Genomic DNA, 21,170 nt, shown 5'->3' with positions numbered 1-21,170 from the left:
TTCTTCTCCTCTCTTACCAGCCAGCCACAAAAGGTGTGTATTGCTCACGATCGCCGCGCAGAAAGCTAGCCAGGTGTCGCGCCTGACATTGCAAGATGAAGCGCAACGCCTGGCGCTTTCCTTCATATAATTCTGCGCTGGCATCTAGTCGCTCCAGGACTTTTTCGGCGACCTTGCGGCGCGTCGTTTCGGTCAAACGATGCTCTTCATCCTGCTCTAGAGGCACATGCTTATTGAGCAAGCCGATAATGGTGCGATCAACCACGCACTGGCGGAACTCTTCGATCAGGTCCAGGACCAGGCTGGGCTTACCGGGTCGGTCTGCGTGCAGAAAGCCAGCATAGGTATCGAGTCCAGCCAGCAAGATGGCCTGCTCGACCTGTGTATAGAGCACGCCATAGCCGTAATTGAGTAGCGAGTTGAACAGATCCTGGGCTCCACGCGTTTCGCGTCCTTCCCAGGCAAGTTCGGCAGGAAGAACGGCCTTGATGCTCTTCCAATAGCTTTGCGCGGCTCGTCCCTCGATTGCCAGGAGCGAAATGCGCATTTCATCGACGACGTTACCTGAGAGGTCCGCGACATCCTGGATAGCTGCGCGTAGGTCATCAACATGTTGTCGGACTGCTTGCAAATAGGCTTCATCTGTACGCGACTTGGCCTGGTAACGCAGCAGATTCATCTGATTGCCGAGCTTGCCGGTTACAAACGCTTTGCTGACCGCTACACCTTTGGACGTCGTGTAGGCCAGTAGTTGAGCCCGGCGCGTGAGCACTGTGCCTGTTAGTCCGGCCGCGTACAGTGCAGCCAGCGGCGTTCCTGTTCGCCCGAGGAAATGGATAGGTATCCCCTCTTCACAGCAGATCTGAATCACATCGCTTGAAATGCCCACGCTACGCGCAACGACCACAATCTGCTTGATATGGACAATTGGCGTCTCCTGAACTACCTTCTTCTCCCGGAATACCCGAATGCGCCCCTGGTGCTTTCCCACAAACAATCCATGCCCATCAATGATTACATCCATACATACTGCCTCTTATATCTTTCATCAAACAATTTTCAGCGTGCCGTACACCGCGCACAGCATCGATAGTACAAGCATAGCTTGCTGATGACCCCAGAATCATCGGAAATGCAGTGTGACTCAAAAAATTCGCTACGAATGAAAGTCCGAGCTCAGACAACCTCCAAAAAACACGCCCTCTAGTGAGTCACTTCGAAAATCTCCTATCAAAATCAGAACACCAAAATAAATAAGGGCAGATACGGTCTCTATTTATTAATGCAAAAGTGAATTAAGGATTATATTTTAGTGCTTTAGAAGCATGATATCATTCGAAAATCTCCCCTGTTTTCAGACAAAAAACGATTTTCGAAACTACTTGACCGCAAGGCCAAAATCGCGTATAACATGAGAGAACACGTAGCGCTGAGAGGCCAAAAACGGGGCCGTGAACAAGCATCAGGTCATATACATCAAAAATGTTGCTACTGACACCCTCGGTAGCAGAGCCAACGATCCGGGAGAGGATACTGTAAGTGCGGAAACGGTCAGGATTAAGACAAGCCCCCCTAGCGTAGCAGAGCCAACGATCCGGGAGAGGATACTGTAAGTTACCTCCCCCGAAGACGCTGAAGTCACTTTCTCCATGTAGCAGAGCCAACGATCCGGGAGAGGATACTGTAAGCACCGAGCGCATCGACAATGGAACGCATATCATAGCGTAGCAGAGCCAACGATCCGGGAGAGGATACTGTAAGGCGATGGTGGTATGTCCACGGCGATTAAAGACGAGGTAGCAGAGCCAACGATCCGGGAGAGGATACTGTAAGGCGATGGTGGTATGTCCACGGCGATTAAAGACGAGGTAGCAGAGCCAACGATCCGGGAGAGGATACTGTAAGCCTTGGACTCCAGATAATCCGTAACAGTGAACATGCTCGTAGCAGAGCCAACGATCCGGGAGAGGATACTGTAAGTGGACCGCAACCTGCGGGTTGCTTGCATCTGGAAGCGTAGCAGAGCCAACGATCCGGGAGAGGATACTGTAAGGCTCTTTAAGACAAGTATGGATCGCCTGGATAATGGGTGTAGCGGAGCTAACGATCCGTTAGAGGATACTGTAAGTGCAGGTGTGAGATATGAGAGACATCATAGTTCTCTGTAGCAGAGCTAACGATCCGTTAGAGGATACTGTAAGTCGCTGTCTGGCTGCCGATCAGGCACAATGGGATCAAGGTAGCAGAGCTAACGATCCGTTAGAGGATACTGTAAGTGGAGTATCTTGTATTCCTGGATATGGGTTTCCTGGTAGCAGAGGCAACGATCCGTTAGAGGATACTGTAAGAAGAAGAATAATAGGTTGGGGTTCAGGACGAACTATAGGGCGTAGCAGAGGCAACGATCCGTTAGAGGATACTGTAAGTGAATACTGCTCACAGAGGACCAGCGTATTGGCAAGGTAGTAGCAGAGGCAACGATCCGTTAGAGGATACTGTAAGTCGATCCAACCTCGAATGAGGGATGCGGTATGCGCATGGTAGCAGAGGCAACGATCCGTTAGAGGATACTGTAAGAGTTATAGAGCAGGCATAGCGAGCGGGACTCTATATTGTAGCAGAGGCAACGATCCGTTAGAGGATACTGTAAGACCACCAACTGCTCCGCTGGAACAGCGAGAATTGGCAGTAGCAGAGGCAACGATCCGTTAGAGGATACTGTAAGTGACGGCCTGTAAGGCTTCATCTAAGGTTTCGTAGGTAGTAGAGGTAATGATTTGTTAGAGGATACTGTAAGACCGGGCTATCCGCACCTATATCTGTCTTGACAAAGTAGCAGAGGCAACGAACGATCCGGTAGAGGATACTGTAAGAATGGCGCTCATCTGAAACAGATGCAGGGTTTCTGGTAGCAGAGTCAACGATCCGGCAGAGGATTCCCTATTCTTTTCCAGCGGTTCTTTGTGCCTTCACGCTGGGTAGCTCCGTAAACAATTCTACCGGATCAGTATTCGTAATTGTAGCAATCAGCAGGAGATGCTCTAAATTGATTTTCGTATATCGGCCATTCAAAAGCCTGTAAGCAGTATTCGGAGGGACATTGTACTTCTCTATTAACTCTCCCATCACTGTATGGTGCTCAGCAGCAAACGCCTTTAAAAAATGGGATAAATATTTAATATCTTCTGTCTGTGAGACCATTATATTTCCGCCTCATCGTTATTTGCTATTCCATACATCCAAATGCGCTTCATTTTTTTAAGCTTTCTACCACGGCATAAATAGCCTTCTTACAGAGCTCACGTCTATCCGCTGGCACATCCCGTAACAGTTCATCTAACTCACCCAACTTTTCACCGCCCTCTAAGGAGAGAGCAGCGACTTCAGTCAGGTAGTTCGGATACAGATTTTGCTGTCCGTTCTCGATATTCTGCCGTATCTGGCGATCTAAGCCAAGCACTCGTGCAGCTTTCATCAAAGGGATATCCAGCGCCAGTACTAGAGGAAAAAACGTCGAGATAGAAACCCGCTCGGAAATAGATCGAATAAACATACCGATCAGGGATTCATTTACATCAGCAGCTTCTGCCAAATTCTTTTGCTTCCAGCCACGCTCAGCCATGGCTTCGACGATTAAATGATTAAAAGCGGCGCGTTGACTCTCACTAAACTCCATATTAGCCATGTTGCTGCTCCAAAAATAAAAAAGTATGCGTATATCTTACTCGCAACGCATACTATACCAAATTAGGTATTGCTAATCAACGAATTCGTATTTGAAATTAGCGATTTTAAACTGTCCGTGCCAGTCTCGGTACACCTTGTATTAGTTGAGGAGCATCTTCAGATAGGGGAGCATCTCGCGGATATCCTGGAGGGGTTTGAACAGTGATTTCGCAGCGTTGGTTTCTACGAAGTCTTTGAAGATGGGTGTATTGACCGCAAGCGGTTGCAAGAGGTCTTTGTTCGCTATCTGCCTGTGCCCCCAGCAGGGAAGCCGGCTCTGGATTGGGATTGATGCCAGCAGCATCGCCCGACCAGCGGTTCGCACCTCGGCAGATCGGACGATCCAACCGGTGCACAACCTGTCGAAGAGCAAGCGGGCGATCACCTACGGCTGGTCGTTCCGTTGCTCCACTATCTATTGAGGCTCAGGTGTTTTGCACCCGAAGGTCCTCTTTGAGCTGAAAAAAAGAGGTGCACAACCATCGCAACATGATCGTGCACCTCTGCTTCTTATTGATCTCCGGCAGATTCGTGCCGGAGAGCCTCAGGAACGGAATTCCAGGACCAGGCGTCCCCGTACGCCACCGGACTCGAAGCGGCGATGTGCCTCCGCGGCCCGCTCGGCTGGCAACACATCGGCCACGCGCAGTGTCAGCGTGTGATCCTCGACCTGGCGCACCAGCTTTTCGAGTGCCGCGGTATTGGTCGCGGCACTCATCACCATGATCCTGTGGATCGTGATATTGCGCTCGCTCGGACCCTCCCAGCCGCGGATCACCGCCAGTCCACCGCCATTGGCGATCGCGGGCAGCGCGCGTCCGTTGAGCACGGCGCCATCGGCCAGGCCGGGTACGCCCTCCGGAACCATTGAACGCACAAGTGACGCGAACATATCGCCGCGTTCAAGCACGTAGTCCGCGCCCAGTGAGCGCACCAGTTGCTCGTCGGACGGCGCGGTGTCCGCGATCACCCTCAGACCATCAGCCTTGCCCAGCTGAATAACGTAGCCGCCGAAGGCACCCGCTGACCCCGTAACCGCCAGCAGTTGTCCCGGTTGTAGCGCCAGTGCATCGAGCGCCAGGCGCGCGGTCATCGCGTTCATCAGCAGCGTCGAGGCGGCCGGGAAGTCTACGCCGGCCGGTGCGTGCACGACCGAGGCGGCTGGCACAACGACTTGCTCAGCGTACGCACCTCCATGCGGCCCGCTCGGCACTATCAGCGCCACCACGCGATCACCGATCTTCAGACGACCATCGGCGCCGGGACCCAACTCATCGATCACGCCCGCTGCATCCATGCCGGGAATATAGGGTCCGGGCCGTCCTTCCAGTCGCGCCGCCTGCAGACCCGCGCGGAACCCCGTATCGGTCGGATTCACCGCCGCGGCATACACGCGAATACGCACCTCGCCATTCCCCGCATGTGGCTCCGGCAACTCCACAACCTGCAGCGCCTCGGGTCCACCGAATGATGTTACTCCTACTGCTTTCATATATCTATTTACCTCTTTCGTCAGTGTGTGTAGCATACATTAATGACACGCAAAAGGCATGCATAAAAATGCACATGTGTGGTGCAGTGGTGCCCAAAAATAAGAAAAGTATGCGCATATCTTACCTCGCAACGCATACTATACCAAATTAGGATTGCTAATCAACGAATTCGTATTTGAACTTAGCAATAGTAAACCTTCCGCGCCAGCCTCGGCACACCTTGAATTAGTTGAGGAGCATCTTCAGATTGGGGAGCATCTCGTGGATATCCTGGAGGGGTTTGAGCAGTGATTTCGCAGCGTTGGTTTCATCCTCTCCTGTTTCCACAGGGATTCCATTCGCGCTGACATGGCGCACATCAACGCCCCAAATGTGATCGGACACCTCAGCTTTCAGATTCCTGAGCAAATAGGGGAAGATTCCAGCCTGATGAGCGCGTTTGGAAAGATTGGGGCCGGGAAAAATGGCCATCAGTCCCATCTTCTGCATATATTTTGCCACCGTTTTCTTATTCACGCTTCGCCCTTCTCGATGTAATTGCTCAGCAATTTTGCGATATCCGTAGAACGGGCATTGCGTAAAAATCTCATCAATTCGATGCTTGAGTGCCACTTCTTCTGCTGACGGTGGCCGCGGTTGATAATACAAGCTACTTCGATTCAGATGAAGCAACCTGGCCTGGGTACTCACCGGCAGTTCTTTGTGTTCCCAATCAATCAGCTCTTGCCGCTCATCTCTCTTTATAGACTGTTCGAGATTTTTTTTCCAGCCACAGTTTCTCTGTGGTTAATCGTCCAATCTCAGCATAGAGAGCTTCCCGCTCTTTCTCCCATGCGATCTCTTTCTCGACCAGTGCTTTTTCTGATTGCTCATCGAACAAGCCGGGTAAGCCAGCTAAAGCATGATCCCTCCATTTATAGAGCTGGCTCGAATGAATCCCATATTCCGCTGATAGCTGACTGACTGTTTTTTCTTCCCTCAAGATCTCTTTGATGACCTTGGCTTTAAATGCTGCTGTATATTGCTTCCGTTTCTGCTTTTGCATGCGCGTGTGTTTCTCTTCCAACCCTCACAAACTTTGTCTGAAATCTTTGGGTCATTATAGCTGCGCCTGCGCCTGGCGCAGATTCACCATGGCATAGAATGCACCTAGAATGAAGAAGATCCCAGTTCCAACGTAGATAGTATCGTAGGGTCCAAAGGCCATTCCCAACACATTGATATGCAGGCCTACCAGAAGAGTGCCAAGAAGACCTGCCAATGAGACCGAAATCAGGCTGCTGATCGTCTGACTGGTGGAAAAAACGCTCATTACGCGTCCCATAATCTCATGCGGAATCGTTTCCATGAGCAGAGGTCCAAAGGCTGTATTGAGTGTTCCCAGCGGCAGGCCCACCAGAAACAGGAGCACAAGGGCCAGCCAGAGAGTATTCTGGAGCGCGAAAAGGATCAGTAAAAAGCCGATGATGTAGAGACTAAGCCACATGATAACAGAGAAGCGCAGATATTTTGCCAGCAATCCCGCCAGAATAGCACCCAGAACCGAGCCTGCGCCGATTGCCATTGGCAACGTCCCAAAGAGACTGGTTGGCGCATGCAAATTCTTCTGAAAGAAGAACACCAGCAGCGCATCGAATGCTCCTGTGCCAAGCGTGACAATGAGCACAGCAACAAGCAAGGTGAACATCAACCGGCTCTTCCGATAAAATTCCATGCCTTCTTTAAACTCGCGCAGGAAACCTACCGAAACTCTCTCTTCGTGGCTTTTCTGATTCTCAACCGGGATACGCACCAGGAGAATGGCCACAAAAGAGACCACAAAGGAAAGAGCGTTCGCCACCAGTGCCCACTGAATGCCTAACACAAAGAGCAGAGGCGCAGCCAGAAAGGGGCCAATAATCTTCACAAAACTGCTGGAGGTCTGCTCCATAGAGCTGGCATGGGCTCTTTGAGATTCAGGAATAATCTCGCTCAGAATCGTAAAGCGTGCCGGAGAAAAGAATTGTGAGCAGATACTGGCGGCAAGGACGACCGCATAAACTGCTCCGATTTGCCAGAACGCAGGCAACGGTTCAGCCACAAATGGCAACGGCATAAGTCCAGTGAGAGGAATGAGAAGAAAAATTAAAACGGCACGAATCATGTCTGCACGCATCATCGTCAGGCGCTTATCCCAGCGATCCACGAACACCCCGGCCACAGGGCCAAGCAACAGCGTCGGAAGCGCGGCAACAAACATGACTCCGCTCACTGCAGCAGGTGCCCAGGGCTGATTTTCCGCGATGATAGTCGCGATCCAGAGACTCAAGGTAACAAGGTAAATCATATCGCCAAGATTTGAAATAGCCTGACCGAACCAGAGCAAGCCAAAGTTCCGGTTGATAAATAAAGACGATTTAGATACAGGAGGGGTCTTCGTGGTCATCGCATCCATACGTTCAAAACTCTCCAATTCTGGATCCAATATTCAGCTTGTAGAGGCTCATGCAAATGTAGATAGCTGTAGATCTTTTCTCCTCAATTTTAAACTGCTCCAAATGATCGAAGAATCATTTTCTTCGCCATTTGATAGGCTGCACTTTCCTGGTATTCTACTTCAAGCATCTGCGAATTACAAGCAATATACTGGCCATTTGGATATATTTCTAACAGTTCGCATTCCTGTTTTCTATTTCCATCCTCTGCATCTAAACTATGCGAATACTGCTTTAACCAGTCCATCAGTTGAGCGAACTTCAAGCTTTGGCCCTGCGAACGATGCTGGTCATAATAATCGCGGATATCGCCTTTATCTAAAAAGTCTTCGACATGTCTGAGGGGTGTCTGATAGCGAATGGTTTCCACAATAGATATGGAAGGTTGAAGAGAACGGAGCTGCATCGGCACAAGTGATGGACCGTATTTCGCAAAGTAGAGCATACTATGACTGCTGTCTATACCTCCAGCGAAGGGACGATCATCCGCAAATGGCTTCGCTACTCTGGCGATTTCATCAATGGCCGGATCGCGCATATCACCATAGGTGCGCTCCTGACCGGTATGATCAATCCAGCAGAGTTCACGGGCGATATCGTCACCGCTATAAGGATGAATATCCTGGATAGCAAAGTCTTGAAACCTTTTGGCAACGATAGAACCCTTTGTAAGGATGAAATTTCCGATACCCGCTAACGTCCAGTACTCTCTATACTGGCGCAGAAACTCAAAGGTCGCATAAGCCTCTTCAGCCGTCTCACCGGGGAACCCGATAAAACCCATCATCTGGACGCCGATACCAACATGCGCGAGCTCTTGCAAGACACCCGGAACCTGTTGCAAATTGACACCCTTATTAATCATATTCAGCACCCGCTGCGATCCAGATTCGTAGCCAAAGGAGATCGCGACACATCCCGCCTGCTTCAAAGCACTCGCCAGATCTTTCATAAAGGCGCGCTCCAGGCGTAGCTCGGCTCCCCAGCGGATAACGAGATGGTTTTCCTGAATAGCATGGGAAAGCCTGCGCAAATATGATGGCGACATAGCATCGACAGAAAAATAGATCGTTCTGGCGAATGACGAGATATGCTGTATTTCTTGAATAGCCTGTTCCAAGGGCCTCGCTCGCGAAGGAGAAGTGGGAGAGGTGGTATTCAATCCATAATCACAAAACGTACACTTATTCCAGTAGCAACCACGTGTGGGTGAATAGAGCACCACCGGCTCGGGTATCCAGTATTGCTGCCAATTCCAGATATCGTATCTGGGCTCGGCCAGGGTAGCCAGATTTTCATATCTTACCGCTAGCTGTTCTGGAGCTTCACAAGCGCCAGGTAAGAGAATGCCTGGTCGCTGCGCGGGCAAGGGCTCTTGACGGGCAATGGCATCCAGAATATCGACCAGCGCGGTCTCGCCCTCACCCCCCACCAAGGCATCGCAGTCAGAAAACAACTCCCATATGCGTGATGGGTCGGTCAGAAACTTGAGATCATCGCTAATCTCTGTGCCACCCATGCAAATCACAGTCTGAGGACAGAGCTTTCTGATCAGCTTCGACATACATAAAGCAAACGGCAACTGACTGGCATAATTGACCGACAACCCAACCAGGTCCCATTGACAGCGCTGTATCATCTCAGTAAATGGACCGTCAAAATACAGAGCAAAAGGGTTCATCAGCTGGTTCAGATAGGCCGGGTCGGTCAGATCATCTATACTCGCCAGATTCCCAATCGAACCTGGTAGCAGGCCAAAGCCAGTAAACTGTCCTGGGAATCCCCAGACCGAGAGCAAATTCAGCCAGCGTTGCAGCACCATCACCGCCTGGCGATATGTAGTATATTCGTAAAAGAGGTGCGGATCTCTCATAATGGCTATGGCCTGGCTGACCGCTTCGGATTGAAAACCGACACCACCCAGAGCGTAACGATAGAGAAGTTGCTCCCAACGTGTAAGCCGACCTTTTTTTTCTAATCGAGTCCGAATATCCTCACAATCACGCAACAGGTTCGCAAGATGTTCCGGGCGGGCCAGATAGTTCAACACCTCAATATTCGCATCCAGGCAGGAAAAATGAGTATATCCAGCGTGAGCGGTAGCCCCCACCAGGTAAGAAATAGAATGGTATGGAACAGTCGGGTCAGTCAGAGGCACATTAATAAGTAAATAACGAACGTCATGCGGCTTCATCTGATCCTCCAATCGACGCTGGTCGCCAAAGCGTGAAGACAACCCACTTTCAGGGCGTCTCTACAAATCTTGATTCGAGACTGAATACGGGATAGCTAACCCGAGAAACAAATCCCCTTCGCGTATCATCAATTGCTGTTCAACAAGGGATTGCAGAGCATCCTCAACCTGCCGACAAGATAGTTCTTCCGGCTCCAGATGGTCTTTCGCAACCTGGTAGAGCTGTCCCAGGCTGCGAATACCGTCGCAGGCACAATACAGGACACGCTGTAGACCAGAAAGGATAACCAAAGGCCGCTGTGCAATGGGGCGTCGATCACGAATCAGTAAATGGGTATCTTTATTGATCGAAAACAATTCACTCTGCGCATGCGTGTCTTGCCACTCAAGGACCCGCTCATGGATAGGGCGCGCATAGCTAATAATGTCTCGATCATCTTCATAGCGATAGGTGAAAAAATAAGCCAGGTTGGCGAGGCTCTGTTCTGAAAAAGGATAAATATATCCATACGCAGGATAGGGTGTTACATCAAGGAAACCCAACTGCTCTGCATTATCATAATTGGGACTGAAACGATCAAGGCGAATGGTACCCGCCATAATTGGAGGTGTCAGATGGCTCAGGAGCGGGATAAGCTCGGCCATTCTCGCATATTCCTCAGGAGGCTCACCTGGGAATCCCCAGATAATACTCCAGTGCGGAATAATGCCCAGCTCTTTGCACCACTTGAGCAGTTGAATATTCTGGAGGCCTTTAACCCCCTTGTTCATAATCTCCAGCACCTGGCTGCTCAAGCTTTCAATCCCGGGCTGGATCTGGCGCACCCCTGCGTCACGCAACAACTGGAGCTGGTCTTTGCGCAGATTCGCCTTCACCTCATAAAAGAGTTCCAGGCCGAGTTGTCTTGTGGCCAGTTCTGGTAGAAATTCTTTGAAATATTTCATATCCAGAATATTATCGACGACAGCAATGGAAGAATGAGGATATGCACTGGTAAGATGCACGATCTCATCAATTGCCCGCCGGGCCGACTTACTCCGAAAGCTCATCGTCTGACCGTTGAGCCCGCAAAAAGTACAGTGGTGTTTCTCACCCCACCAGCAGCCACGGGAGGTTTCAAAGAGCAGTTTTGGCAAACCTGTATCGAGTGCAACAGCTTCCCATTGTGTGAAGAAATCATCGAACTGCGGAAATGGGAGAGCGTCCATATCGCGCACAGAGGGAGCATTCGAGTACCGACTATTGGCAGAAAGAAAAGAGAGATTGCGCCGGGTATACACCCCAGGCAGATTATCGAAGCGCGCACCCGCCAGGCACCTCTCTACAAGTGCAGAAAAGACCTGTTCCCCTTCTCCCGAAACGACAGCATCAATAAAAGGGAACTGGCGTATCAGCTCAGCCCCCATCACGCCTTCACAATTCGCACCGCCAAAGACAACGCAGAGATCAGGCAGGCGCTCTTTCAAGCGTTGGGCAAGAGCGAGCGACGCAACATGCTGCTGGAACACACTGGTAAAGCCAACCATACGAGGCTTATACGCCAGAACTTCTTGTACACACGCAGCTAAAAAATCCTCAGCCTGAGTGCGAGCCATCAACACATCGTCAACAAGTTCATCGGCGGCGCGAACTCTCTTCCCAAACAGCTCCTGATACATTCGCGCCTCCTGGCGCAATATCTGCTCAATATACGCCTGACTATGGCAATCGGAGGAATCAAACAGCGTAGCAGAGAAAATCCACTCCCCGACAAGATCAGTGGTATTAGGATGACCAGCCGCAATGTATTCATAGAGGGCCGGGCCAATCAGTTTCGCAAACGGCAAGGTAAAATAGAGAATTTTCGTAGCAATATGATCTGGATTAAGCGTTGCCTTCAGCAGACTTAAGCCCATAGACGGTTGCCGGAGTGGTCCAAAGGGCATGCTAACGAGAATAACATCAACCGGCTTCTGCAGATCTTGCTGTTCCAACATACCTGCAGTCTGTTGTCGCATATCCATATGTTGTTCATGCTCCCTTTGTTATTGATGACACTGATAATCTCGCATTGCTCAGTAGCAATGAAGCGACCAGAACACCCCGAGCAATCTCCGGACTTGAGCAACTTCCAGGACTGGACACAACCTCTCAATTGCATCAACTTCTCCAATTGTACTCAGAGGAGTTCTGGTTCGCAGTTAAAAGTTGTACAAAGGGGCACCAATATATCCGGCGATGGCGGCCAAGGCCGCCACGTCGTAAATGGTAATATAGAGATGTTTATCAATCGAAATATAGCGACAGCGCTTGAATAGAGCCACGGCCTGATTCACACGTACACGAGAAGCCCCAACATGGTCAGCCAGCTCGCTTTGTGTGAAACGCCGAGGAACATACACTTCGCCGTTGTCGCGCTGCTGACCATACTTCTCCGCCAGAGCTATTAAATGACCAGCAACCCGCTCGTGCACTTCCCGTGCAGCCAGCAACTGAAGCTTTTTATACATAACGTGCAACCGATTGGTCATCATGCCAATGAGATTAAAGGCCAGCACGGGCATAGTGTTCAGATGCTCGCGGAAGACAGAGTAGTTCATCCACAACAGGGTGGTATCTTCCCTGGCAACCGCACTCGTAGGATACTCCAGCTTATCAGTCATACCTAAATTATCAATGATCTCGCCAGGCTCAAGGGTAGCCAGAATCACAATCGTGCCATTCAATTGATCTATCTGGAGATGAACAACACCAGAGAGGATAATATAGAGCGCCTGATCGCTCTGCCCAACCAGATTAATATTCGCACCGGCTGAAACTGTCTTCAGATGGAGGTGGCACTTCAGCTTTGTAAGATCCTCAACAGTCAGCCCCCGAAAGAGGGGAAGTTCGGAAAGGGTAAGGGTGGATATGCTTTGCATCGGTTATCGTCTCCTCAGAGCCGCGTTAGGAAGCGCATTTTCACTATGAGTTGAAGTTCCTCAGTAGTCACTGGAACGTATCACCACACCGTAACAAATGCTCAAAATTATCCATCCTTCTGTGCCTGAACCCGGTCCGTGGGCATCGTATGAGCAGTATTACTCGACAGGGCATGCAGGATAGTTTTTACCTGAAAAGGGGTAATGCCATGATGTTTACCGACAATCAAGGTGATGATGCCGGCGATGTGCGGAGTAGCGAAGCTGTTGCCGGTCGTTGTCGTCCAGCTGCCATTCAACCAGGGAACCCGCACATTGATTCCAAGCGCACCAAATTCAACGGGCGGACTCGGATTATAATAAAATACATACGGATCATTGATATCGTGAGACGCCACCGAGAAAACAGAAGCAAAAATAGAGGGAAAGAGAGGAAGCGTCATATTATTGGCGGAGGCGACGAGCATAATATTGCGAAAATAAGCAAGATCAGCCAGTTCGTGCAAAGGGGCCAGGAAATCCTTTTTTGGTGTTCCCAGGCTCAAATTACAAATATGCATGCCATTCTCAATAGCCCAGCGTAACCCGGCAGTAAAGATACTCCCACGCCCGGCCAGAGCTGGCCCCAGCACTTTTACACTATAAATTTCACACTCCGGAGCGAAGCTACGAATGATACCAGCACAAGCAGTGCCATGACCATAATCATCTTCATGGGGTTCGGTATCGTAAATCAGCCCATCGGGCCTTTCGCGAATAGCCATATACCCATTAACTCCCCCACTCAATGCTGGATGGCTCGCATCTACACCGCTATCAATGACAGCAACTTTAATACCTTTACCTGTACTACCTCCCCATGCCCAATCCGGGGTAATGTCCTCTATTGCAGGCAAGGTGTGAAAGTATTGTAAGTTCGTGGTAGTAAATGGCTTGCTCCATGAAGAATTCACCTTACTCCTCCTGATTTCTCATCATGCTGCTCGACCAGTACTCAAGAGCATGAAAATATCTAGCGTGAGCGCTAGAGTGTTGTAGAGTATGCTTGCCCCTCCTCAATCCATTAGAACCGGGCGCGGACAACGCAGGATTCCCCATTCTTCCCTGCATGCACCTATGGTGCGCAAACTCGTGCACTTCATCTGTAAAGGAAAACAAGGATAAGGCACGATATTAACCAAAATCACTAAATACAATTATAGTAAGCTTGATCACAAAAAAATACTAACACATGCTTTACAAAATATCAAGTATAGCAATTCTCAAGCATGTTTAAAATATTTTACATCTTAAACCCATAATAGGTGTAGTACTCCTCCACTGCCTGGATTAGAGCAAGAAAAAATCGCAGTGTTTAATATTTTATTGTGTTCTGTGGATCTGCATTGGTACGCTACTAGCAGAGGAACCCTATTCTATCCTTGCAGGAAGAATAAGGCCTGGCAGCATCCACATCCTGGGAGAAGTAACAGCAATGCAGCAGAAAAGCGACAGCTCATTAAGCATTCTCAACCTGCTACAGCCCGAATATACGCTGAATCCCTATCTGCTCTATCACCAATTGCGCGAGCACGATCCAGTGTACTGGGATCAGCGCTTTCAAAGCTGGGTAGTGACGCGCCACGCCGATGTCATAGCCGTATTACGCGATCCCAGATTTACTGCGAAACGTGCATTTCAAGATGCATTCTGGGAATCAGAAGATTTCCTTGCGGCCTTCGGTCAGCCTGTACGAGTACTAAATCGCCAGATGCTCTTTCTTGACCATCCAGACCATACGCGCTTGCGCAGCCTCGTCTCTGGAGCCTTTACGCCACGTGTTGTCGAAAACATGCGCGCCTCTATCCAGCACGAGGTCGATACGCTGTTAGATGACATTATGCCAAAAGGAGGCATGGAGGTGATCGCCGATCTAGCCTATCCGCTAGCCAGCACGGTCATCGCGACCCTCCTTGGTATACCCCCGGAAGATCATGCCAAGTTTGTGAAATGGTCAGACGATTACGGTGCCTTGATCGATGGAAACAAATCACAGATCGAACATGTGATTTGTTTACTACAGAGCTTCTCAGAGTTTACAAATTATTTCCGAAAGTTTGTGGATCAACATAAGAGTGACCCTCAAGATGATCTCATGCAAGCCATGATTAATGCCGAGGAGCAGGGAGGCCGTCTCAACGAGGACGAACTGCTCGGGAACTTCGCGCTCTTAATCGCGGCAGGACACATTACCACAGCCCACCTGATCGGCAACGGCCTGCTCGCCCTGCTGCAGAATCCAGAACAGTTTTATCAACTCAAACAGAATTCAGACCTGATCTCATCGGCGGTCATGGAGTTCTTGCGCTATGATAGTCCCACCCAGAGTACTGAACGCATACCAATCGTCGATCTCGAAATTGCTGGCAAGCACATCAAAAAAGGTCAGTCGGTGCTGCTTGGCCTGGGAGCGGCCAACCACGACCCGGCGCAATTTCCCGATCCTGATCATCTTGACCTGAGCCGCACAGACAATCGGCATGTGGCCTTTGGCTATGGTGCCCACTTCTGTCTTGGCTCGCCCCTTGCCCGGCTCGAAGCCGAGCTCGCCTTTAATACCCTGCTTCAACGTCTCATTCAGCCACACATACAACTGGAAAAATACGAATATACACCAAGCATTGCCTTTCATAACCTGAAATATCTCCATATTACTTTTACATAACCGAAGAGATGCGCACAATTTCGCCCTGTTCAACGTTTTATAGCGCAATGAACAGAAGATTCATACACTACAATGAGAGGATGTATCCAGGGCAGACCTATTAGACATTTCACAGGAGGTATAGCATCATGCATCTCATAGAGTTGCTGACCTTGCGTTCAAAGCCAGCGGGAGGGCTCTACTTCTTGCTGACGCGGCGCTGCCCGTTACTCTGCGACCACTGCTCTACAAATTCTACGCTCACCAGTGAGGAGGCTGCGGAAGACGAAATACTCCGTTTTGTCAATACGCTCACTCCAACCAGTCGACCAGACATCATATTTCTGTCAGGTGGGGAACCCCTGCTCCGGCCACGGTTGGTGCGCCAGATTATCGAGAAGTCTCACGCCTGTGGTGCCCGCGTTGTCATGATTACCGGCATGTTCTTCGCTCGCCAGGAAAAGATACCACGCCTTATCGAAGAAGTGCTCAACGAAACGGATCATCTTATGACGAGCCTGGATATCTTCCATGAGCGCCAGGTTCCACGGGTAGATGTGCTGCGCGTGCTGCGGACACTTGTCGATAATGGAAAGGATGTCAGCATCCAGATCGCTGGGTGGAATGAACACGATCCTTATTTACCTGAAGTCATAAGCAGTGTCAGAGAGCACCTGGGTGACCGTGTTCCTATGCTGGTAGAGACAATCAAATATTTAGGGCGAGCCAGGCAAATGGAAACATCCCATCAATTCAAGCCTGCGAACTCCCTGCCCACAACAGAAGCATCGCCATGTGTCATGATATCCTGGCCGGTCGTTACCTGGGACGGTACAATCACAGCCTGCTGTAACGAGGATGTCGTCGACGGGATTCATGCACCGCATCTGCGCCTGGGCCATATTGTGACAGAGGATTGGCAAACAATCAGAGATCGTCACCTGCAGACATCTCTGTATCGCGCCCTCCGCACCTTCGGTCCACTATATCTAAACCAGCAGTATGGCAGCGGGAAAGTAGCCTGTGAGGGCTATTGCCAAACCTGCCGTAAGCTACCAGATGATCCAGTCATCACACAGCGCATAGAAGAGATCATGGCGCGCCCAAGCACAGGGTATCTTGAACGACAGCTCACAATGCTGCAAGAACAACGGCACGCTGCCTACTCTGATATTGCGGCCTACGCACACCTCGTAAAACTGGGATATAAAGAGCAAGAGATCGCATCTCTTTAGAGAGGAACGCATCAATGAACGCCTTCAGTAACAGCCAGCAATTGCGTTACAAGATCAGGTTGACCCTCGGAGAGTTACAATCAGCAGCAGCCACCCTGCTGACACATCCACAAATCGCCAACCTCTACACAGATTATCTCTTTACACTGCATACCATGATGCGGGCGAGCGTCCCCCTCATGGAAACATCCCTCGAACGTGCATCAGCCATCGCAGATAAAGATCCCGCCGCAGCGGGTTTTGCGGACTACCTTTCCAAACATATTCGCGAGGAACTCCATCATGATGACTGGTTGCTCGACGATCTAGAAGTGCTTGGCGCCGACCGTGCAAGCATACTGAAAAGAATACCATCGTCTACCGTCTCCGAAATGGTCGGCTCACAATATTACTGGATTTACCATTATCACCCCATCGCCCTGCTTGGATATATCGCGGTCATGGAAGGATATCCAAATACGCTGGAAATGATCGATGATATCCGTCTAAAGACCGGTTTTCCACGCGAGGCGTTCCGCACCCTCATCAAGCATGCCAACCTTGATATTCACCATCGAGACGATATGAATAAAATGCTTGACAAACTGCCTCTCACCCCGTCAGACACAGCGGTCATAACCGTCAGTGCCATCCAGACGGTTCATCTTGCCGCTCAATCATTGAGAGAAGTAGTGGAACAGCTTGAACCAGTGGGACAGGTGTAACTCCTGAAACTGATCGTATGCACGGCAAGGTTTACGCGCCTGGGGTCATTGACCTCCAGGCGACAGATACAGACAACATCGTAGGTCAACTATTAGCGAGGAAAAAGCCTGCTCTATCCAGGCGTTGTAAGGAAACATATCGATGAGTCAGGATGCTCTTTCTGGATCCGCTGATGACCTGGCACAGGCATACCAGGTTATCAAGCAACAAAAGCAACGTATTGAAGAACTCCAACAGCGGCTTGAAGATGCCCGACAACTGGAGACACTCCGCGATATCTATTGCCTTACAGTATCCACAAAGACCATCGCTGACCCTATCACGCACCACCATCTCCTCGATATGATCGTTCAAACCGCCGCGACCGTCATGTCGGCGCGGGCAGCCTCGCTCTTCATCATCGACACCAAAGCGCAGGAACTCGTATTTGAAGTTGCCACCGGCCCGAAGGCAGCCGAAGTCTCCCAATATCGCCTGCCTCTAGGCCACGGTATAGCTGGCCTTGTAGCGGTGAGCGGCCAGCCAATAGCCATTACAGGCGCGGGTACCAATCCTCAGCATGCCAGTGATATATCCAGGAGCATCGGCTACGTGCCAGACAGTATTTTGTGTGTGCCACTCTTCTACCAGGATCAGGTTATCGGCGTATTAGAGCTGCTCGATAAAGAGAACAACGAACCTTTTGATGAGCATGATATGAGTCTGGTAAGTTCATTTGCCAATCAAGCAGCCATAGCTATTGAGCTCTCGCATACCCATCACTACCTGACAAGACTATTCAGTGACTTATTTCGATCAACTGATCGAGACGCACAACACTCCCATGAACAGATATTGCAACTGGCTCACACATTCTATGAGCAAATAGAAGATGATACAAGTGTGAAACAGGCGCTGGAATTCGCGATATTTTTACAGGAAATCGTCTGGCTTGGTGAGAGTGAAAGAGAGCTCTGTCGGACACTGCTACAAAGTCTGGGGAGGTTTTTACACTCAAAAATAACTCCGCTTCATGGGTGGACCAGCCAGCAGCCGTAAATCGTCGAGCAGCGTGCCTGGAGTAATAAAGGAAGGGAATACCTTGTCATGCCTGAGTTGCCAACGGGTACGGTCACATTTCTCTATACGGACATCGAAGGCTCAACGAACCTCCTCCAGCAGCTGGGCCCTCGTTACTCAGATGCGCTCTCTCACCATCATCAGCTGTTACGCCAGGCTATTAGTGAATGGCATGGTTGCGAAGTAAATACGCAGGGGGATTCCTTTTTCGTGGCCTTCGCACGTGCGTCGGATGCCCTGTCCGCTGCCGCGGCAGCGCAGCGTGCGTTGTTAGCACACGCCTGGTCAGATACGGTAAAAATATATGTGCGCATGGGGCTGCATACAGGTGAACCGACCCTGGCCGGAGATGACTATGTTGGATTGGATGCGCATCGTGCGGCCCGTATTGGAGCAGCCGGGCACGGCGGTCAGATCTTAATTTCAGAAGCCACACGTATACTGGTGGAATATGACCTGCCGAAAGAGATTCAACTCCGCGATTTAGGCGAACATCGGCTGAAAGACCTGCAACATTCAGAGCACATTTACCAGGTCGACATCGATGGACTCCCGACCGAATTTCCCACGCTTAAAACCCTGGGTACCCAAAGTCACAACCTGCCGATCCAGCTCACCAGCTTTATAGGACGCAAACAAGAACTAAAAGAGATTGTGCGCCTGCTGGAATCTCCAAACCCACGGCTCCTTACACTCGTTGGACCCGGAGGAACTGGCAAGACTCGCCTCTCGCTACAGGCTGCGGCAGAAGTATTACCAGATTTCCAGGATGGTGTATGGCTGGTAGAGCTGGCTCCCATCACTGATGATCAGCTCCTGCCACAGGCGATTGCGATCACCCTGCGTGTACGCGAAGAGCCTGGACGCTCGCTGCAAAATACATTGATAAACTTCCTGCGTACCAAACATCTGCTCCTCATCTTAGATAACTGCGAACACCTGGTCGAGGCCAGTGCCAGGCTTGCGGATATCCTGTTGCATACCTGCCCTAAACTACGTATCCTGGCATCCAGTCGTGAAGCGTTCGGTATCGCAGGCGAAATGACCTGGCCTGTTCCACCCCTCTCGCTTCCAGATCTGCACCATATGCCTTCGCCTGAAATGCTCACGCATTACGAAGCGGTCAAGCTATTCATTGAACGCGCCGTAGCCGTACAGCCTGGTTTTCAGATGACCAATCAGAACGCGCCAGCCGTGGCGCAGCTCTGCCTGAGGCTTGATGGCATTCCGCTCGCTATCGAATTAGCGGTAGTGCGATTGAAAGTGTTAAACGTTGAGCATATTCTCAGCCGGATTGAAAAAAGGCTTCAATTGCTTACAGGAGGAAGCCGTACAGCACTGCCACGGCAACAAACATTGCGAGCATTGATCGACTGGAGCTATAACCTGCTCAGCGAAGCCGAGCGAACACTCTTCACGCGCCTCTCGGTCTTCGCTCGCGGATGGGACTCGGAAGCCATGGAAACCATATGTATCGACGATCATATTGTGATGGACATCGATGTTCTCGATCTCCTTATCCAGTTGGTAGATAAGTCGCTCGTAGTAAAAGTAGAGGACGAACAGGGCGGGTTACGCTATCGCCTCTTCGAGACATTGCGCGAATATGCTCATGAACATCTGGTTGAACGCGGAGAACTGGAAACCATTCAGGAGAAACACTTTACCTACTTTTTCTCACTGGCAGAGCAGGCCAGTGCCTCAGACCTCGAACAACAGGCGACATGGTTTCAACACCTGGATGTAGAACACGATAACCTGTGGGCCGCACTCGGTTATATACGCACACACACACATGGTGAAGATGACGAAAGATACTTGCAAATAGCTGGCGCACTCAGCGAATTCTGGCTGACACGCCTGCATATCAGGGAAGGACAAGAACATCTAACAGCGGCCCTGGCTTTGCCATCCAGTCGTAGCATCAATCGGGCACGAGCTTTAATCCGTGCCGGAAATTTTGCCCTGATACAGCGAGACCTCCAGACCGGCAAATCCCTGATCGAACAAGGGCTGGAAATCTGGCAGGAACTGGGAGACAGCGCAGCTGTCATGCGCGGGTTACAAAGCCTGATCGCCGCTGAACGCTTACAGGGAGACTATGCAAGTGCCCGCCAGCGGGCTGAAGAGTTGCTGGCATTGCATATGCAGAAAGCCGTCAAAGACGAAGAGCAGATCTGTCTTACCTTACTCAATATCGGGCAGGCTTCCTGTGGTCAACACGACTTTACAGCAGCGCGCGCAGCATACGAGCAAGCCCACACCATAGCTGCAACCTTAAACATCACCTATCTTCAGATATTTACCAACCACGGTTTAGCAGATACAGCGCTCTGGAACGAAGAGTATAGCGTGGCGATCTCTTATTATAAACGCGCCCTCAGACTGGCCCGGGAACTGAAAGAAATGGCGAATATCATGTCCTCACTTGAAGGGCTGGCCATGACCCTATCCGTTCAAGGAAAAGCACAATCCGCGCTTTACCTGGCAGGTGCTGTGATGTCGCAACGGACCAATCTCGGCTTCACCGTTATCCCGGACTGGTGGGAAGAGGGAAGAAAACAAAGACTCGATCTGGCCTGGTCTACCCTGGGAGAAGACGAAGCGAAGAGCGCCTGGGAAACAGGAAGCCGCATGACTCTGGAGGAGGCCATCACTTTTCTGCAAGGGCAGATCGGCCTGAACGATGATTGAGACAGT

The 21,170-nt window shown here is 50.5% G+C and carries 17 protein-coding genes and 1 CRISPR repeat array; of the genes, 6 read left to right on the top strand and 11 right to left on the bottom strand.

Translation table 11 applies throughout. The features are described 5' to 3' along the window. Positions 1-13 precede the first annotated feature (13 nt). The 3 genes from cas1 to JMI88_RS33670 all read right to left on the bottom strand — a co-directional run bounded on the left by cas1 (position 14) and on the right by JMI88_RS33670 (position 3,685). Complete coding sequence (gene cas1, locus JMI88_RS33680; RefSeq protein ID WP_201366419.1) at positions 14-1,024, bottom strand: CRISPR-associated endonuclease Cas1; 1,011 nt, start codon at positions 1,022-1,024, stop codon at positions 14-16. A gap of 479 nt (positions 1,025-1,503) precedes the next feature. Beyond that, positions 1,504-2,797: a CRISPR direct-repeat array (repeat unit 37 nt; unit sequence GTAGCAGAGGCAACGATCCGTTAGAGGATACTGTAAG). Between the two features lie 143 nt (positions 2,798-2,940). Further along, positions 2,941-3,201, bottom strand: a complete 261-nt coding sequence (locus tag JMI88_RS40980; RefSeq protein ID WP_444542389.1) for a helix-turn-helix domain-containing protein — start codon at positions 3,199-3,201, stop codon at positions 2,941-2,943. Between the two features lie 49 nt (positions 3,202-3,250). After that, the gene (locus tag JMI88_RS33670) at positions 3,251-3,685 is read right to left on the bottom strand and encodes a hypothetical protein (protein ID WP_201366418.1); all 435 of its coding nucleotides are present in this window, start codon (positions 3,683-3,685) and stop codon (positions 3,251-3,253) included. A 250-nt stretch (positions 3,686-3,935) separates the two neighbouring features. Between JMI88_RS33670 and JMI88_RS33665 the strand changes: the two genes are divergently transcribed. Continuing rightward, on the top strand, positions 3,936-4,148 hold the full coding sequence (locus JMI88_RS33665) for a hypothetical protein (protein ID WP_201366417.1): 213 nt from the start codon (positions 3,936-3,938) through the stop codon (positions 4,146-4,148). Between the two features lie 122 nt (positions 4,149-4,270). Here JMI88_RS33665 and JMI88_RS33660 read toward each other — a convergent pair whose 3' ends face one another. The 8 genes from JMI88_RS33660 to JMI88_RS33625 all read right to left on the bottom strand — a co-directional run bounded on the left by JMI88_RS33660 (position 4,271) and on the right by JMI88_RS33625 (position 13,741). Continuing rightward, a complete protein-coding gene (locus tag JMI88_RS33660; RefSeq protein ID WP_201366416.1) occupies positions 4,271-5,218 on the bottom strand; it encodes an NADP-dependent oxidoreductase in 948 nt (315 codons plus the stop codon). Between the two features lie 226 nt (positions 5,219-5,444). Continuing rightward, positions 5,445-5,909: an IS3 family transposase gene (locus tag JMI88_RS33655; protein ID WP_201366415.1), complete on the bottom strand. Its 465-nt coding sequence runs from the start codon at positions 5,907-5,909 to the stop codon at positions 5,445-5,447. 40 nt (positions 5,910-5,949) lie between these two features. After that, on the bottom strand, positions 5,950-6,264 hold the full coding sequence (locus tag JMI88_RS33650; RefSeq protein ID WP_201366414.1) for a transposase: 315 nt from the start codon (positions 6,262-6,264) through the stop codon (positions 5,950-5,952). 54 nt (positions 6,265-6,318) lie between these two features. Further along, positions 6,319-7,644 (bottom strand): MFS transporter, encoded by a 1,326-nt coding sequence (locus JMI88_RS33645; RefSeq protein WP_236023182.1) that lies wholly within the window; start codon positions 7,642-7,644, stop codon positions 6,319-6,321. Between the two features lie 98 nt (positions 7,645-7,742). Continuing rightward, positions 7,743-9,887: a B12-binding domain-containing radical SAM protein gene (locus JMI88_RS33640; protein WP_201366412.1), complete on the bottom strand. Its 2,145-nt coding sequence runs from the start codon at positions 9,885-9,887 to the stop codon at positions 7,743-7,745. Positions 9,888-9,947: 60 nt separating this feature from the next. Then, complete coding sequence (locus tag JMI88_RS33635; RefSeq protein WP_201366411.1) at positions 9,948-11,891, bottom strand: RiPP maturation radical SAM C-methyltransferase; 1,944 nt, start codon at positions 11,889-11,891, stop codon at positions 9,948-9,950. A gap of 177 nt (positions 11,892-12,068) precedes the next feature. Next, positions 12,069-12,788 carry a Crp/Fnr family transcriptional regulator gene (locus JMI88_RS33630; RefSeq protein WP_201366410.1) on the bottom strand — a complete coding sequence of 240 codons (720 nt, stop codon included), beginning with the start codon at positions 12,786-12,788 and terminating at the stop codon, positions 12,069-12,071. Between the two features lie 107 nt (positions 12,789-12,895). Next, positions 12,896-13,741, bottom strand: coding sequence for a S8 family serine peptidase (locus tag JMI88_RS33625; protein WP_201366409.1), 846 nt, complete (start codon positions 13,739-13,741; stop codon positions 12,896-12,898). 521 nt (positions 13,742-14,262) lie between these two features. On the opposite strand from JMI88_RS33625, the gene JMI88_RS33620 reads away from it, so the two are divergent. The 5 genes from JMI88_RS33620 to JMI88_RS33600 all read left to right on the top strand — a co-directional run bounded on the left by JMI88_RS33620 (position 14,263) and on the right by JMI88_RS33600 (position 21,164). Beyond that, on the top strand, positions 14,263-15,492 hold the full coding sequence (locus JMI88_RS33620) for a cytochrome P450 (protein ID WP_201366408.1): 1,230 nt from the start codon (positions 14,263-14,265) through the stop codon (positions 15,490-15,492). A gap of 128 nt (positions 15,493-15,620) precedes the next feature. Continuing rightward, positions 15,621-16,706, top strand: coding sequence for a radical SAM/SPASM domain-containing protein (locus JMI88_RS33615; protein ID WP_201366407.1), 1,086 nt, complete (start codon positions 15,621-15,623; stop codon positions 16,704-16,706). 14 nt (positions 16,707-16,720) lie between these two features. Then, on the top strand, positions 16,721-17,410 hold the full coding sequence (locus JMI88_RS33610; protein ID WP_201366406.1) for an iron-containing redox enzyme family protein: 690 nt from the start codon (positions 16,721-16,723) through the stop codon (positions 17,408-17,410). A 142-nt stretch (positions 17,411-17,552) separates the two neighbouring features. Continuing rightward, positions 17,553-18,449: a GAF domain-containing protein gene (locus tag JMI88_RS33605; protein ID WP_201366405.1), complete on the top strand. Its 897-nt coding sequence runs from the start codon at positions 17,553-17,555 to the stop codon at positions 18,447-18,449. 48 nt (positions 18,450-18,497) lie between these two features. After that, positions 18,498-21,164: a winged helix-turn-helix domain-containing protein gene (locus JMI88_RS33600; protein ID WP_201366404.1), complete on the top strand. Its 2,667-nt coding sequence runs from the start codon at positions 18,498-18,500 to the stop codon at positions 21,162-21,164. Positions 21,165-21,170 lie beyond the last annotated feature (6 nt).

This window comes from Dictyobacter formicarum (assembly GCF_016587435.1).
Note: the sequence above shows the minus strand (reverse complement) of the source record. Positions and strands in the feature narration are given on the sequence as shown.